Below are 15009 nucleotides of genomic sequence, written 5' to 3'. Positions count from 1 at the left end.
CCGTTGTAAGTCAAACGAATTAAATACCTAGCTGCATATGAGCAATGGCTGTATGAAGTTATTCAGTATTATGTGATACTGCCAGCAAAACATACAGGTATTTCTTTGACAGTAGTTCCTTTACAAATGCTTCGAAAGTTCTTATAATAAATTTATCTTTAATTCGAGATATTTAAAAGGAGTGGATATACGTGAAACATATTTTTAAAAAAGGAACGGACGAGACGAAACCGACTTTGTTGCTGTTGCATGGTACAGGAGGTACAGAACAAGATCTGCTTCCTGCTGCAGATATGATTGATTCCTCTTGCTCGGTATTATCTGTAAGAGGAAATGTACTAGAAAACGGAATGCCCCGTTTCTTTAGACGTTTACAAGAAGGAATATTTGATATAGAAGATTTAATTGAACGCACAACAGAACTTCATCAATTTTTAGACGAAGCGGCTGAAACATATTCATTCGACCGACACAACATCGTAGCTGTAGGCTACTCAAATGGTGCCAATATTGCAGGAAGTTTGCTATTTCATTATGAGAATTCTTTAAAAGGGGCGGCTCTTCTTCATCCGATGGTTCCAAGAAGAGGAGTTGAAGTGCCTAAGACGGACGCCTCTATCTTTATCGGCGCAGGCACAAACGACCCTATTTGCCCAGCATCAGAAACAGAAGAACTTTCTGCGCTTTTAGAAAAAGCCGGAGCAGACGTACAGGTGCATTGGGAATCATTTGGACATCAGTTAACACGAACAGAAATTGAAGCAGCTGAAAAATGGTATCGGTCAAAATTTTAATTTAAAAACTTTTCGCACTCGTGCGGGAAGTTTTTTTATTTTTAAAAAATAATGACAGTTATCGTACAAAAGATAGATATAAATGGTAAAAAGTACTTTTTTTACTGAATGAAGGGAAATTTTATGATATCATTTTATTTCCGGTATATCTTTGCAGAACAGCTATTTTTAGGTAAAGTATCAAATTATTTTAAAATTCCTGGTTTCTATCACAAAAAAATGAAACCAAAGTCTGAGTAAACCGTTATAATAAATGCAGGATTTAAATTCAAAAGGATGGTTAAAAGCATATGACTCGTTTTTTTATTGTTTTACTTTTCGTTCTAATGGTTATATGTGTATATACCATTATTTCGCAAACCCTTTATCGTCGCTATCATTCATCAGTCATAATAAAAGGGGAAAAAAAGCATAAAATAGCTATAACATTTGACGACGGGCCTCATCCTGTTTATACACCAAAAATTTTGGACTTGTTCAAACTGCATGAAATGAAAGCTACTTTTTTTATTGTGGGAGAACTAGGGGAGAAACACCCGTCTATTTTAAACAGAATGATCGATGAAGGACATGAAGTAGCTATACATCATCATCGTCATGTGAGTGCATGGACGCAAACACCTTGGCAATTAAAAAGACAAATTCATCAATGTGCACAGGTTATAAAGAAAGTAACAAATCAAAAGCCGCTTTTTTATCGTCCGCCGTGGGGACATTTAAATATGAGCAGTTTATCAATGGCCAAGCCATATCACCTTGTGATCTGGACAGGAATCTTTCAGGATTGGACACTAAAAACAACGAAAACGGCATTAGTTCAAAAACTAATGCGTAAAGTAGAAGATGGAGCCATTTTTGTGTTACACGATAATGGAGATACCCCGGGAGCAGATGAAAAAGCACCCGAAATGACGATTGCGGCGTTAGAAGAATTTTTACCTTACTTAAAACAGCAAGGGTATGAAAGTATAACCATGCAGCAATTGATGAATCAATCGTAAATAGAGGAGCGAGCAGTGGACTTAACAATTATTTCTCAGTATATACATTCCTATGGTTATATTGTTATTTTACTTGTACTTTTTTGTGGGATTGTTGGAATTCCAGCGCCTGAAGAATCATTTTTAATATTATTAGGCATGTTTATTGCCAAACATCAGCTGAACTTATACGAATCATCTCTTTTTGCTTTTTTAGGTGTTATAACTGGAATGCTTACTGCTTACGGGCTAGGAAGGTATGCGGGAACCCCATTTTTTGATAAATACGGAAAATACGTAGGGTTAACCAAAGAGAAAATTGAAGCGGCAAGCGGCAGCTACCATAAATATGGGATATGGACCATTTTATTTGGTTTATATATTCCAGGCTTGCGTCAAATTAGCCCATATATGGCGGGAATAAGTCGCTATCCGTTTTTGCTTTATTTATTGTTATCGGTAGTAGGAAGTCTAGTATGGGTCCTTTCTTTTCTAATTCTAGGTTACTACGTAGGAGATCGAATTCATATTTCGTATATTATCATGGGCGCTGTAGCTTTTTTTGTCATTTATTTACTTATAAAAAGAAAAAGAAACCGAAAACGTCTTGAGAGGAGGGATGGTCAATGAGGAAGGTTTTATTCTTACCGCTTTTTCAGATGCCATCTGGTCATCACCAAGTAGCAGACGCCGTTATGGATGCCATCATGGAGCGTTTTTCGCACGTTATTTGTCAAAAAATTGATTGTTTAAGCTATTGGAGCAAACCGCTTGAACAAATGATTTCATCGATATACATGAAATGGATTTCTGTTTTTCCAAAGCAGTTTGAAAAATTTTATTACGGTCATGTATACAAAAAAAACGACCATACGATGGATGATTTTGTTGTGAAAAAGTGGCCGATTATCGAATACCATATGAAAAAATTAATTGATGCAGAGCAGCCGGACGTCATTGTTTGTACACACAGCTTTCCTTCCTGTGTATTAAGCGGGTTAAAAGAAAAAGGAATCATTGATCTTCCTATTATAAACGTATACACAGACTTCTTAGTAAGCGACGTATGGGGTAAAAATGGAATTGAGCTTCACTGCGTGCCTGATCAGGATACAAAAGCGTTTTTACAAAACGTTCACGGTGTAAAAGAGTCTTCTATTTATGTAACGGGCATTCCCGTTCATAAAGCGTTTTTAAAAAGACGGATTGACCATCTCATGCCACAGAAACATATACTGATTGCCGGAGGGAATTCCGGCCTTGGAAATGTACGCAAAATGCTTCAGCAGCTTCCGCAAAACTGTACGTATATGTATTATGTGCTGTGCGGAAAAAACAAAAAGTTGTATCAAGAACTAATAAAATTGAACCACCCGAGAATTAAAGCGGTCTCGTATGTAAAATCGAGAGAGAAAATGAATGATTTATATGAGGGAGCAGATGCCATTGTCACAAAAGCGGGGGGAGTGACAATTAGCGAAGCCCTTCACAAGAGACTACCTATTTTTATTCACTCATCTCTTCCCGGTCAAGAACAAATTAACATTGAATATCTAAAAGAAAAAGAGCTGCTGATACCGCTTAATGATGCTGAAGCCTTTGAACAGCAGCTTAAGAACATTTTAGAAAATGATGTGAAACGAAACCGGTTGATAAAACGGATGGACGAATATGTAGACAGCTTAGAAGTAAAAGTAGATCGCGTGCTTGCAGATCACTTTAAGCTGTATCGATATGAGACAAGTCAAAATCAATTTTAAGCAGAACATTGGTTATTTCTTTTTACATTCGATAAACTAACTGTAGAGATAACATCTGTAGAAGGTTAGATGAAGTAAAAGGAGATTATAATATGAACTCAGTTATTGAAACGATTTTAAATCATCGTTCTATTCGCAAATATGAAGACAAACCATTGTCGGAAGAGCAAATTCAGACGATTGTAGAAAGCGCACAGGCAGCTTCCACATCAAGCTATATTCAAGCGTATTCCATTATTGGAGTAAAAGATAAAGAAACGAAGCGAAAGCTTGCTCAATTAGCAGGAAATCAGCCTTACGTAGAAACAAATGGACACTTCTTTGTATTTTGCGCTGACTTTCATCGTCATGATGTCATTGCGGAAATGGAGAAAAAAGATTTATCGACAGCGCTCGAAAGCACAGAGCAGTTTATGGTAGCTATTATTGACGTTGCCCTTGCTGCGCAAAATGCAACGCTTGCTGCTGAATCAATGGGACTTGGAGCTTGTTACATTGGCGGTTTGCGTAACGAATTAGAAGAAGTAAGCAAATTGTTAAAACTGCCTCATCATGTAATCCCGTTATTTGGTCTAACGGTTGGACATCCAGCGGGTATTACGGATAAAAAGCCGCGCTTACCATTTAAACATGTGTATCATGAAGAAACATATGAGCCGAATGATGAGCAGACGAAAAAAGAATTAACAGCGTATAACGAAGAAATTTCTACTTATTACAACGAAAGAACAAATGGCAAACGCCAAGACACATGGACTGGTCAAATGGCTGAAATGCTTTCCAATCCTAAGCGTATGTATATGAAAGAATTTGTTGAAAAGCAAGGATTTAACAAGAAATAAAAAAGCTGGGACAAAAGTAGTTTAGCCGAATTGAAAAACGAACCGCTGATCAAAATTTTTGATTAGCGGTTCGTTTTTTTTGTTATGAAAAAAACTTAATATACCCGTTAAATGATCAATAAAAAAGAAGAGGCATAGCCAGCAATGGTAGAGAAATTTAACTATTTTAGTAAAAACAACAATAAAAAGCAGTAAAAAGTAGAAACGTTTCATCATATAGCCAAATTATCAGAAATATTACGATTGAATGTTCTGTTTTGTTAAGTTTTGTAATAAAAGTAGCACGGCTCTGTAACGGCTGTGAAATGTGAGGATGATATCATTCAATCATTGAGTAAATAAGGAGGTATTCTTAATGAAAAAATTTATATTTACTCTAGGAACAACAGCAATCCTTTCAGCAGGATTTGTAGGTGCAGCTTCTGCTTCTACAAGCGGAACGTATCACGTAGAAAAAGGTGATACGTTATGGAAAGTCGCTCAAAAGCACAGCGTGAGCGTAGACGAGCTAAAAGATGCAAACAACTTAACATCTAATATTATTTATCCAAATCAAGAATTAAACGTAGCTACTATAAAAGAAATGACGCACAAAGTTCAGCAAGGAAACACATTATGGTCCATCAGTCAGCAATACGGCGTGACGGTAGATCAAATTAAAGAATGGAACGGACTGAAGTCAGATTTAATTTATCCTGGCGAACAATTAAAAATTCAGTCTCCAAACGGTCAAGCTCAGCAATCAAGCCCTTCAGTAGCCCAAGCTGCTCCAGAAGCTCAGCAAGCTCAAGCACCGGCTGAACAAACTCAAGAAGAACAGCAGCAAGCTCAAGCTGAACAAGCTCAAAAAGAGCAACAGCAGGCTCAAGCTGAACAAGCTCAAAAAGAGCAACAGCAGGCTCAAGCTGAACAGGCTCAAAAAGAGCAGCAGCAGGCTCAAGCTGAACAGGCTCAAAAAGAGCAGCAGCAAGCTCAAGCTGAACAGGCTCAAAAAGAGCAGCAGCAAGCTCAAGCTGAACAAGCTCAAAAACAACAACAACCTGCTGAATCGTCACAACAAGCCAGCGGCAAATCAATGACAGTTGAAGCAACTGCCTATACGGCTAATTGTGCTGGATGTAGCGGTACAACTGCTACAGGAGTGGATTTAAAAGCAAATCCAAATCAAAAAGTAATCGCTGTTGACCCTAGTGTTATTCCATTAGGTTCGAAAGTTTATGTAGAAGGCTATGGTGAAGCTGTAGCTGCCGATACAGGTGGAGCAATTAAAGGCAATCGAATTGATGTATTCGTTCCTTCTGAAGGTGATGCTCAACAGTTCGGAAGAAAATCTGTTAAAATCACGGTTATGAACTAAGAAGTTCTTTATAAAATTGCTAGTCTAGTATAGAAATACATAGCTAGTAAAGCAAAAGAGGTGCCTTATGGCACCTCTTTTTACTTTATAATACGCTTTGCTCCTGCATAGCTGTTTTTCCAGTAAGCTGTTGAAAGTGATTGCGTTTTAACGCCTTTGCTGCTGACATAAATGAATTCTTGTTTGTCTAGGTAAATTCCTACGACTGAAACAGATTTGCCGTTTTTAAAGAAAACTAAATCTCCAGCCTGCAGGCTGTTTTGCTTTACGTCCGTGCCGCTTTTATACTGATCTGCTACTGTACGGGGGATAGAAATATTTGAACCCGCGTTTTTATATACATACTGTGTGTACCCTGATACATCAAAACCTTTTGGTGTCGTACCTCCATATTTATATGGCTTTCCAATTAGCGTTTTGGCATACGATACAATTTGCTGCTGTTTTGAACTAACAGAAGCTTGAGGTGCTGGAGCCGGAGAAGGTGCGCTTGTACTTTTCACTTTCAGCACTTGGCCAACTTTTAGCGCATCTGTTTTTAAATTGTTTAATTTTTTTAATTCAGCTACCGTCATGCCGTACTTTTTAGCGACTGCTGTCAGCGTGTCTCCTTTTTTCACCGTGTAGGTGCCATTACTATCAGCCGGTGTAGATGGAGCTGTTGGTGAAGGTTGAATATCTTCATCAAGCAAATAACTCATATTTGCGTTAAACGTTACTTTTCGCTTCGTTTTATAGCTCTTCGCTTTTTGCTGAAATTGCGTATTGTATGCGTTGATTTCTTTTTCAAAATTTGCAGAGATCTTATTAAATTCCGCGTCACTTACATCTCCATACGCATAGTCTTCAAGATCCACAATGTAATTGTAAAGAGCAATTAAGCTGTCGTATAAATACCCTTGAAGCTGATCAGCTTCTGAATTAAGGTGATTCATCGCATAATTTTTATCAGTCTTTGTTAGAAACTGGTCAATTTGATCCGCAAGCTGATCATATGCCGCTAACGCTTTTTCGTCATCTTTTATTCCTTCAATTTCTTTTAGCTTTTTTTCTACGGTTTTATAAAATGGTGCGTAATAATCTGCTAGCGAATTAACGTCTTTTTGATAAACGCTGACAGAAGAAGCAGCATAAGCAGAGTGACTAAAAACAGGCGTTGCCACCGATGCTCCTACTAAAACGGATGCTGCTATAAATGGTACAAGTAGTTTCTCTTTTTTCATTTGTAAAGTCCCCCAAATATCCAAATAATAGTATAGCAGATAGATTATACTATACTAGGTTATAAAAGAACTGGTACTTTTCCTTTAATTTCATATTTTTTAGCAGTTTGCGTACCTGATAGAAGATAATCTGAAGAACAAAGAAAATATGTGATACAATGTACAAATATTCAGTTAAAAAGGAAGTGTACGATATGCAGCAATTTATCAAAGAAATAGCGCGCGGAAAAAGAGGATCAACTGACTTAACGTATGAACAAGCAAAAGAAGCAGCTCGCTTAATTGCTTCTGGACAAGCTACGGATGCTCAGATCGCTGCTTTTTTTATCGCAGAACGTATTAAAACTGAAAATGCAGATGAACTATTGGGATTTGTTCATGCTTTTCGCGAAAAAACAAAAGAAATACCGCTGTCTCAGCCGTTAAAAGATAAATCAATTGATTTTGCAAGCCCTTATGCAGGGAGAAATTCATTTTTTGCGACCATTCCTGTATCGATTTTATTAGCTGAAAGAGGTGTGCCAGCTTTTTTACACTGTACAGAAGCACTTCCTCCAAAGTTTGGAACAACGATTGAAGACGTACTTCATTCATTACAGATCCCTCAAGCTCAAACGATTGAAAACATCAGTCATGCGTTTGAAACGTTAAAAATTGGCTTTGTAAATGCCGAAACAATTTCTTATCCTCTTAGTCGCATCAAAAAAATTCGTCATGAAATTGGTGTAAGGACACTTATTAATACGGTTGAAAAACTACTAAACTTATCGAATGCTTCTTCTTTAATGATGGGGGCTTTTCATCGTACGGCCATTAATAAGATTGTGCCTATTTTTGCTTCTCTGCCTTTCAAACACGTATACGTGGTACAAGGGATAGAAGGATCAGAAGATGTACCTGTACATAGAAGCAGTTTTGTTTTTACTATCTCAGAAGGAGAGATGGAGTCGTTTATTGTCAATCCAAAAGAATACGGACTGTTTGTGGAAGAAGAGCACTTTGAAAAGAAAATAAGCGTTGAAAAACAAGCGGAATATGTGACGCGCATTCTGGAGGGTGAATCTTCTTCCGAACTGACTTATGTCTATAATCAAGTAGTATTAAACGCTGGCTTGCGCTATTATTTATTTGGCTATGAAGCTTCTATTGAAAAAGGAGTAGACTATGCAAAACGTCAGCTAGCTGAAGGTTTGGGCTGGAAACACCTGCAGAAATGGAAAACACAAGCGATTTCAGAAGAGTAAAAGGTGAGCAAACATGCTCATCTTTTTTTATCGGAAGAGATAAATCCTTTGTTTTTTATCAGAAAATTTACTATAATTAGTTATGTATTTGTGTTAGAAAATGTAACATTTGATGTTAATAAAAAAATAGATTAGCAGAAAGGAAGCTTTCATTGAAACTTACGTCGAGAGAACAAGAAAAATTAATGATTGTCGTAGCTGCAGACTTAGCAAGACGCCGTCAAACAAGAGGATTAAAACTTAATTATCCCGAAGCAGTAGCTATTATTACATATGAAATTATGGAAGGAGCTCGTGATGGCAAGACGGTAGCACAGCTAATGCGAGAAGGGACCAAGATTTTAAAACGAGAAGATGTAATGGAAGGTATTCCGGAAATGATTCATGATATTCAAGTGGAAGCTACCTTTCCAGATGGAACCAAGCTCGTCACTGTGCACGATCCAATTCGTTAAGAGGAGGGAAAGATATGATTCCAGGGGAATATTTCTTAAAAAAAGACCCAATCACATGTAATAACGGAAAGAAATCAATTAGCGTGACTGTAATCAACAGAGGCGATCGACCTGTTCAAGTAGGGTCACACTTTCATTTTTTTGAAGTGAATGCTGCGCTCGAATTCCCCCGCGAAGCTTCGCTTGGCTATCATTTAAATATTCCGGCCGGTACAGCCGTTCGTTTTGAACCAGGTGATGCAAAAGAAGTCGATCTCGTTGCTTTCTCCGGAACAAGAGAAATCTACGGTCTTAACAATAAAACAAACGGATCGCTTTCTGATAGAAAGGAAGATGTATAAGATGAGTTTTCAAATGTCGCGACGTCAGTATGCAGATATGTTTGGACCAACCGTTGGAGATGCTGTTCGTTTAGCAGACACAGAGCTATTTATTGAAATTGAAAAAGATTTCACAACATATGGAGATGAAGTGAAGTTCGGCGGAGGAAAAGTCATTCGTGACGGAATGGGGCAGCATCCTCTTGCAACACGAAGCGAAGCAGCGGACTTAGTGTTGACAAATGCAATTATTGTTGATTATACAGGCATATATAAAGCAGATATTGGAATAAAAGATGGACTCATTCAAACCATCGGAAAAGCGGGCAATCCCCTGCTGATGGATGAAGTAGACATCATCATTGGTGCGAGTACAGAAGTGATTGCAGCAGAAGGGAAAATTGTAACCGCCGGCGGTATTGATGCACATATTCATTTCATTTGTCCGCAGCAAATTGAAACTGCTCTTGCCTCTGGAGTTACAACAATGATTGGAGGAGGAACGGGACCGGCTACAGGAACAAAAGCTACAACTTGTACACCCGGAGCGTGGCATATTGAACGAATGCTTGAAGCCGCTGAAGCATTCCCAATGAATATTGGCTTTTTAGGAAAAGGGAATGCAAGTGCTAAAGAGCCTTTAATTGAGCAAATTGAAGCAGGAGCGATTGGACTAAAGCTTCATGAAGACTGGGGAACCACGGCATCTGCCATTGACACAAGCTTACAGGTAGCAGACGAGTACGATGTTCAAATTGCGATTCATACAGATACTTTAAATGAAGGCGGCTTTGTCGAAGATACGATTGCAGCGATTGGCGATCGAGTCATTCATACCTATCATACTGAAGGAGCTGGAGGCGGACATGCACCTGATATTATGGAAATGGCAAGCTTTCCAAACGTGCTTCCATCATCAACTAATCCAACAAGACCCTATACTGTCAACACGCTTGAAGAACATTTAGATATGCTCATGGTATGTCACCATCTTGATCCCTCTGTACCAGAAGACATCGCTTTTGCTGATTCTCGCATTCGCAAAGAAACGATTGCAGCTGAAGATATTTTACACGATTTAGGTGTATTCAGTATGATTTCTTCAGATTCCCAAGCAATGGGACGTGTAGGAGAAGTGATTACAAGAACGTGGCAAACAGCTGACAAAATGAAAAAGCAGCGAGGGAAACTTGATGGTGACAGCGAAGCTGGCGATAACGCACGTGTCAAACGCTATGTAGCTAAATATACGATTAATCCAGCTATTGCTCATGGAATTTCCGAATACGTAGGATCAGTAGAAACAGGGAAAATGGCTGACTTAGTCCTATGGGAGCCAGCGTTTTTTGGAATAAAGCCTGACTTGATTGTAAAAGGCGGTTTGATTGCACACAGCTTAATGGGAGATCCTAACGCTTCAATCCCAACTCCACAGCCGGTTTTATACCGTCCGATGTTTGCTTCTTATGGAAAAGCAAGAGCTAAAACGTCTTTTACGTTTGTGTCAAGAGCAGCGTACGAGAACAAAGTGGGCGAGAAACTGGGGTTGCAAAAGCTGCTTAAACCGGTCAAAAATATTCGTCAATTAAAAAAAACAGATATGAAGTTAAACGGGGAAATGCCTAAAATTGAAGTTGATCCCCAAACCTACGAAGTCAAAGTAGATGGACAAATGATTACATGTGAAGCAGCAGAAGTTGTGCCTATGGCGCAGCGATACTTTTTATTTTGAGGTGAAAGAAATGGTAATCGAAAAAATTATCGGAAATATGGCAACATTAGAAAAAAGGGCTCCACATATAGAAAAGGTATATATCGAAAGTGATCACTTAGTAAAACGAGTTCAGCGCGTTGTAACAGATCACGGTAAGGAACTAGGAATTCGTCTAAAAGAAAATCGCGAGCTCACTGATGGCGACGTGCTGTTTATGGATGAAAGCAATATGATTGTTGTGCAGGTGCTGGCAGACGATATTTTGACGATTCAGCCGATTGATATTCAGCAAATGGGAGAAATTGCTCATCAGCTTGGCAACCGCCATTTGCCGGCACAGTTTGAAGGTGGAGACATGCTCGTACAGTACGATTATTTAGTCGAAGAATTGCTCCGGCAGCTTGATATTCCCTATAAGCGCGAAAAAAGAAAAGTAAAACAAGCTTTTAAGCATATCGGACACAGTCATGACTAATTCATTGCTTTCGCTGATTCAACTATGTGATTCAAATTTTCCATCCGGTGCATTTTCACATTCGTTTGGCTTTGAAACGTATATTCAGCGAAACCAAATTTACAACACAGAAACCTTTCAAGAAGCGCTTCGTACATACCTTGATGTTCAGCTGACGTATACGGACGGCTTAGCATGCAGACTGGCTTATGAGTATGCGGCTCATGACCAGTTTAACGAAATTATGAGAGTGGATCATGAATTATACGCTCTTGCTTTGTCAAAAGAAACAAGAGAAGGGACAAGACGCGTGGGCCAGCGCATGTTAAAACTTTGCTTAGAGTTATTTCAAGGCTCTTATTTAGAAAAGTATATGAGTGAGGTAAAAGCAAAGAAGGCGTATGGACATCCTGCTGTTGTATTTGCGTTAGCCAGCCTGCAGTTAAATATCACAAAAGAAGACGCAATTTTAAGTCACTTGTACGCTAGCATTTCTTCGTTAATCCAAAATGCTGTTCGCGGCATACCGATCGGTCAAACGGATGGACAAAAAACGCTCGTTCTTTTTCAGCCGCTGCTGCAGCACGCACTTCAGCATATTTTACAAGCAGATCAAGAGGAATTTGGTGCCGTGACACCAGGGTTAGAAATCGCTCAAATGCAGCATGAACAATTGCATGTCCGATTGTTCATGTCATAAAAAAGGAGGGAAGGCCTTCTAACGATGAAGGCGTAAAAAATGAATGCAATTAAAATTGGAATTGGTGGACCTGTTGGTGCAGGGAAAACAATGTTAGTAGAACGATTAACGCGTGCACTAGAAGGACAGCTAAGCATGGCGGTCGTTACAAACGATATTTACACAAAAGAAGACGCGCAATTTCTAGTAAAAAACAGTATTTTACCGGAAAATCGCATCGTAGGAGTAGAAACAGGAGGATGTCCTCATACGGCCATTCGAGAAGATGCATCTATGAACTTTGCTGCGATCGATGAGTTAGTGGAACGTCACCCGGATGTTGAACTTATTTTTGTAGAAAGCGGAGGAGATAATTTAGCCGCAACGTTTAGCCCAGAGCTCGTTGATTTTTCGATTTATATCATCGACGTAGCACAAGGGGAAAAAATCCCGCGTAAAGGCGGTCAAGGAATGATTAAATCTGATTTATTCATTATCAACAAAACAGATTTAGCCCCGTATGTAGGAGCCAGTTTAGAAGTAATGGAAAAAGATACAATCCAAGCGAGAGGGCACAAGCCTTTTGTTTTCACCAATTTAAAAGAAGAGAAAGGGCTCGACCAAGTGATAGAATGGATTAAAAAAGAGGCCTTTTTAATCGGCCTTGAATCATGAGCTACACGGGTTATTTAGAGCTTCGAGCAGAAAGAAACAGTGAGCGAACCGTTATTAAAGATACGTACCATTACGGGGCTTTCAAAGTTGCCAGACCTATTTACATGACTCCTGAATCCCCTTTTGTCTATATGCTTCACGTAGGCGGAGGATACGTAAGCGGAGACAAGTATAAAACGATGATAACGGTAGAGAAAAATGCCCAGCTGACGGCTACTACTCAATCTGCGACAAAGGTGTACAAAACACCGAACGAAGCTGTTTTACAAGAAACGTGTATAACTCTTGAAGAACAAGCCATCATGGAATATATACCAGACCCGCTTATTTTGTATGAAAATGCTGCATTTGTTCAAGAAATAACGGTTCATATGGCACAAAACGCTGCTTTGTTTATGTGTGACAGCATAACTCCGGGGTGGTCGCCGGATGGGCAGCTGTTTCAATATACCTCTATGCGTTCCAAGCTTAAACTGTATGTAAACGAGCAGCTGAAGGTATACGATCACTTATACTTGAAGCCAGAAAGCCATTTGCGCGGCATGATGAAAATGGAAGGGTATACTCATTTTGGATCGATTATCATTGTTCATCCAAACGCCGACGATGCATTTATAGCGAAAGTACATCAGCTGTGCGAAGAGGCAGGCTGTAAAGTAGGAGCTTCCGCACTTCCGGTCCCCGGATGTGCTATTCGAATATTAGCTGCTAGTACACAAGAAGTTGAAGACATAATCGCTAAAGTATACGGATTCTTCCGACAGCATTTACTAAAAGCTGAAGTATCACTTTTGCGTAAGTATTAAAGAGGCTGGGACAAAAAATATGTGAGTTGAAAGAAGATCCGAACGAGCTGGATTCTTAGTGGAGAATCAAATTCGTTCGGATTTTTTTATTGGTAGGGTGAACGTAGGTTCCCTGTATGTAGCTCCTTCTAGCCGTTGATTAGAGGACAAAGCGACGTCTTGCACAGAAATCAACAGCTGTGGAACAGGCAGTCCAGATCATTTATCCTACTTGTTCATCTTTAGATGGAATTGTTTTCGTTATGTCTCATTCACTTTTAGAACCACAGGCTAAACAAGCCGTTGCTTACACCTAAATTATACATATAATAAAGGCCAAATATAATGCTGACAGCGCCTGTTACCTGCATCAAGCAGCGGTTTAACGTCACTTGTTTTTTAGTTGTAACGAATGGAATCCCAATAACCGTTGTAAATAACAGCATGCCAAGACAAGTGCCGATTCCAAAAATGATAATGTACAGAGCACCTTGCCATACGTGAGTAACGGTGCTCATCGTTAATACAACCATCGCTGCGCTTCCGGCCAGTCCATGAACAAAGCCAATGCCCAATGACTTTAAGTAAGACGTTTTTTCGTGATGCGTATGTACTTGTTTTTTGTAAGACAGAAAAGATGTAAAACCGAGGTAAACGAGCATAATGCCTACTAAAAATTCAAGTGACATGCTCATACGTTCAGAAATACTGCTTTTTAACACCATTAAAATCATGCCAAAAATAAACAGCGTAAGCGTATGACCAATCCCCCAGTATACTCCTGCAAGCGAAGAGCGCCACAGCTTTTTACTTTTTGAAGCAATGGTTGATACAGCGATAATATGATCTGGTTCTAGAGCATGCTTGATTCCTAAAAAAAACCCTAGTATTAAAATTGAAAAAAAACTTGTTTCCATGTCAGCTTTCTCATCCTTTCGTACGTATAAAACTAGTATATCGTACGTTTTTGTTTTAATAAACAGAAAATTCTAAACGAAAATGTCTGGTCGAATAGCTAAACTATTTATCAATTTACAATAAGTTACAAATATTAAAGGAGATGTAGTATAAAAATTTTACATTTACAAAAACTATGAGTAAATTATTGTGAGGTTGATAACTATGGACAAAATTTCTACTGATATCATGCTGTGGAGTTCTTTTATACGTCAAAATGTTAGGACAGAACGTGACTAGACTAGAAGCTCTTTTATGGAGCATTGCGTTGCCGGGCTTTGGACAATTACTAAACAAAAAACATATAAAAGGAATTTTGTTTATTGTACTTGAATTTCTCATTAATATGGGCGCAAATTTTAATGAAGGTATTCGCTTAAGCTTTTTAGGAGAAACAAGGCAGTCCCTAGAGGTAATGAACATGCAGTGGTTAATGTTTTATCCATGTTTGTATTTTTTTGCAATTTGGGATGCTGTTAAAGAAGCAGAAACCGGCGCATCGAGATTTACATTTATTCCTTTTGTCTCCTGTGCTTATTTTGTTACAGTAGGCATTATGTATTCCTCAGTAACAACCATCAACGGTGTTTTTATAGGACCAATTTGGCTTCCTATGCTGTCTGTTATACCCGGACTTGTTGTCGGGCTCATTGTCAAAAAGCTATTAGAAGTGTATATACATAAGAAAAAATAAACGTCATTACAATCTATACATCCGTAGATTTTAATGGACGTTTATTTTATTTTTGTTTATAAATAAGTAATAAAGT

The 15009-nt window shown here is 38.7% G+C and carries 17 protein-coding genes; 15 read left to right on the top strand and 2 right to left on the bottom strand.

Annotation, left to right across the window (positions count from 1 at the left end; translation table 11 throughout):
• The first annotated feature begins 191 nt into the window (after positions 1-191).
• The 6 genes from MKY06_RS15200 to MKY06_RS15175 all read left to right on the top strand — a co-directional run bounded on the left by MKY06_RS15200 (position 192) and on the right by MKY06_RS15175 (position 5733).
• The gene (locus MKY06_RS15200) at positions 192-794 is read left to right on the top strand and encodes an alpha/beta hydrolase (protein WP_289915532.1); all 603 of its coding nucleotides are present in this window, start codon (positions 192-194) and stop codon (positions 792-794) included.
• A 290-nt stretch (positions 795-1084) separates the two neighbouring features.
• Positions 1085-1795, top strand: a complete 711-nt coding sequence (locus tag MKY06_RS15195) for a polysaccharide deacetylase family protein (protein ID WP_013057666.1) — start codon at positions 1085-1087, stop codon at positions 1793-1795.
• Between the two features lie 15 nt (positions 1796-1810).
• Positions 1811-2404 (top strand): DedA family protein, encoded by a 594-nt coding sequence (locus MKY06_RS15190; RefSeq protein ID WP_013057665.1) that lies wholly within the window; start codon positions 1811-1813, stop codon positions 2402-2404.
• The gene (locus MKY06_RS15185; protein WP_013057664.1) at positions 2401-3534 is read left to right on the top strand and encodes an MGDG synthase family glycosyltransferase; all 1134 of its coding nucleotides are present in this window, start codon (positions 2401-2403) and stop codon (positions 3532-3534) included. Before MKY06_RS15190 ends, MKY06_RS15185 begins: the two co-directional genes overlap by 4 nt.
• A gap of 92 nt (positions 3535-3626) precedes the next feature.
• Positions 3627-4376 carry an oxygen-insensitive NADPH nitroreductase gene (gene nfsA, locus MKY06_RS15180; RefSeq protein ID WP_098277618.1) on the top strand — a complete coding sequence of 250 codons (750 nt, stop codon included), beginning with the start codon at positions 3627-3629 and terminating at the stop codon, positions 4374-4376.
• A gap of 355 nt (positions 4377-4731) precedes the next feature.
• On the top strand, positions 4732-5733 hold the full coding sequence (locus tag MKY06_RS15175; protein WP_098288063.1) for a 3D domain-containing protein: 1002 nt from the start codon (positions 4732-4734) through the stop codon (positions 5731-5733).
• 80 nt (positions 5734-5813) lie between these two features.
• Here MKY06_RS15175 and MKY06_RS15170 read toward each other — a convergent pair whose 3' ends face one another.
• Positions 5814-6956 carry a C40 family peptidase gene (locus tag MKY06_RS15170; RefSeq protein ID WP_029322591.1) on the bottom strand — a complete coding sequence of 381 codons (1143 nt, stop codon included), beginning with the start codon at positions 6954-6956 and terminating at the stop codon, positions 5814-5816.
• A gap of 194 nt (positions 6957-7150) precedes the next feature.
• Here MKY06_RS15170 and MKY06_RS15165 point away from each other — a divergent pair, with 194 nt between their 5' ends.
• From MKY06_RS15165 to MKY06_RS15130, 8 genes are all read left to right on the top strand, one after another.
• Positions 7151-8200: an anthranilate phosphoribosyltransferase gene (locus MKY06_RS15165; RefSeq protein ID WP_029322589.1), complete on the top strand. Its 1050-nt coding sequence runs from the start codon at positions 7151-7153 to the stop codon at positions 8198-8200.
• A gap of 152 nt (positions 8201-8352) precedes the next feature.
• Positions 8353-8655 (top strand): urease subunit gamma, encoded by a 303-nt coding sequence (locus tag MKY06_RS15160; RefSeq protein ID WP_013057659.1) that lies wholly within the window; start codon positions 8353-8355, stop codon positions 8653-8655.
• A gap of 14 nt (positions 8656-8669) precedes the next feature.
• Positions 8670-8996 carry an urease subunit beta gene (locus MKY06_RS15155; protein WP_013057658.1) on the top strand — a complete coding sequence of 109 codons (327 nt, stop codon included), beginning with the start codon at positions 8670-8672 and terminating at the stop codon, positions 8994-8996.
• Between the two features lies 1 nt (position 8997).
• On the top strand, positions 8998-10707 hold the full coding sequence (gene ureC / locus MKY06_RS15150; RefSeq protein ID WP_029322587.1) for an urease subunit alpha: 1710 nt from the start codon (positions 8998-9000) through the stop codon (positions 10705-10707).
• A gap of 10 nt (positions 10708-10717) precedes the next feature.
• On the top strand, positions 10718-11164 hold the full coding sequence (gene ureE / locus MKY06_RS15145; RefSeq protein ID WP_013057656.1) for an urease accessory protein UreE: 447 nt from the start codon (positions 10718-10720) through the stop codon (positions 11162-11164).
• On the top strand, positions 11157-11843 hold the full coding sequence (locus MKY06_RS15140; RefSeq protein ID WP_013057655.1) for an urease accessory protein UreF: 687 nt from the start codon (positions 11157-11159) through the stop codon (positions 11841-11843). Before ureE ends, MKY06_RS15140 begins: the two co-directional genes overlap by 8 nt.
• A 39-nt stretch (positions 11844-11882) precedes the next feature.
• Entirely contained in the window at positions 11883-12497 is a 615-nt protein-coding gene (gene ureG, locus MKY06_RS15135; RefSeq protein WP_098278743.1) for an urease accessory protein UreG, read from the top strand.
• Complete coding sequence (locus MKY06_RS15130) at positions 12494-13303, top strand: urease accessory protein UreD (RefSeq protein WP_340960908.1); 810 nt, start codon at positions 12494-12496, stop codon at positions 13301-13303. The genes ureG and MKY06_RS15130 overlap by 4 nt, the downstream gene beginning before the upstream one ends.
• A 257-nt stretch (positions 13304-13560) precedes the next feature.
• On the opposite strand, the gene MKY06_RS15125 is transcribed toward MKY06_RS15130, so the two are convergent.
• On the bottom strand, positions 13561-14199 hold the full coding sequence (locus MKY06_RS15125; RefSeq protein WP_013057651.1) for a HoxN/HupN/NixA family nickel/cobalt transporter: 639 nt from the start codon (positions 14197-14199) through the stop codon (positions 13561-13563).
• Between the two features lie 272 nt (positions 14200-14471).
• Between MKY06_RS15125 and MKY06_RS15120 the strand changes: the two genes are divergently transcribed.
• Positions 14472-14933, top strand: coding sequence for a hypothetical protein (locus MKY06_RS15120; protein WP_029322582.1), 462 nt, complete (start codon positions 14472-14474; stop codon positions 14931-14933).
• Positions 14934-15009 lie beyond the last annotated feature (76 nt).

This window comes from Priestia sp. FSL P4-0332 (genome assembly GCF_038005845.1).
Lineage (GTDB): Bacteria > Bacillota > Bacilli > Bacillales > Bacillaceae_H > Priestia.
Note: the sequence above shows the minus strand (reverse complement) of the source record. Positions and strands in the feature narration are given on the sequence as shown.